The 1,324-nt window shown below is 32.1% G+C and carries 1 protein-coding gene; it reads left to right on the top strand.

Features of this window, described 5'->3' with window-relative positions; translation table 11 throughout:
• The first annotated feature begins 224 nt into the window (after positions 1-224).
• A complete protein-coding gene (gene ebsA / locus F6K22_RS40960) occupies positions 225-596 on the top strand; it encodes a type IV pilus biogenesis protein EbsA (RefSeq protein WP_293110909.1) in 372 nt (123 codons plus the stop codon).
• Positions 597-1,324: the final 728 nt, after the last annotated feature.

Raw genomic sequence — 1,324 nt, 5'->3', positions numbered from 1 at the left:
TAATAAACTAATTTTTTTTAGTAATAGTTTAAATCAGTAAAACTACATTAATTACGAATTGGTTAATCCTAAAAACCTAATAAAATGAGACAATTTCAGGATAATAGCTGTATCAGGTCAAACCTGAAATATAATCATATTATAAAGATACTTGCTAAATTGCCTAGTTTATCAACAGAAAAGAACAAAGCTTCTAGCAGTTATTGATCATGGAGAGTATTAGGATGTCAATTAATCAATTAAAACCAGCAGAAAAAGGGGAAATAGCTGTTTATAATCCATATTACCCAGAAAAAAGACGTAAATATTTAGGTCATGCTATTAGCTTGTACAAACAAAAAAGTTTAGAAGGAGAAAGAAATATTGAAGGAGGCGAAAATATTCCTTTTGTTATCACCTGGAATGTTTCTATATTACCTGCAGACATAACTCGTTGTCGAATGCAATTTGATGGTAATCAAGAACTCAGTTATGAACTGATGGTGGCCACTTATGAATTCGTTGATTTTTTAATCGATGTCTTACTGAATTATAATCGCACTCGCACAATAGATTTTTCTAAGAGTTTCTATGGCAAGCTACTCCGGTACGAGTAATTTATACCAATTAACTTTAAAGATGTCACAAATAGTTTCAAACTACACAAGTGGAATAATTTCCTGAAATTACTAAGCGCGTCAAAGTTTCGACACTGTCAAATCTTACCTTTGACTTTGAAACGGTATTAGGTTTAATGGTCACTTCTCAAGACTGACCCTGAAAATTTGCGTTTCAACTATCACTTTATTAGTAGAGTTTTGACTTTATCAAAGAATAACGGCATAATAACTAGAAAAATTATGATTTGACTGTACCGAATACCCTATGAAATCTATCCCTAACCAAATAAAAATCAAACAATAAACAAACAACTCTGATGGCAACTCACGTTATTGTTATAACTGGGGTTTAAGTTTGGATATGTCACTAAATCTTTTAACCTTTGATTGCTAGAAGTGTGATTTTTCTATTAAGAACACCTATGATGTACAAGTATAAATTTGAAAGATGGGGTCGAGCAATATCCGTGAATATCTTGAAGTACTCCGCCTTAGAAGCAGGAAGTAAACATTAAAATATCACTAATAATTGTGACGTTTTATATCAGTTTCATAAAGCAGAATCTCAAACAGTAATCCTTGCCCTAAAAATGCGAGAATTATCAAAAGTTTATAGATGGCAGGAGTAAGAATGTGCCAAACTCTGCACATTATTTGCTAATTGGATCGACTCAAGCTTACAGTGGCAAGTCTACAATTACTCTAGGATTAGCTCATACGTTACA

Origin of the sequence: Okeania sp. SIO2F4 (assembly GCF_010672385.1) — a bacterium.
Lineage (GTDB): Bacteria > Cyanobacteriota > Cyanobacteriia > Cyanobacteriales > Microcoleaceae > Trichodesmium.
This window is presented reverse-complemented; position numbering and strand designations above follow the sequence as displayed.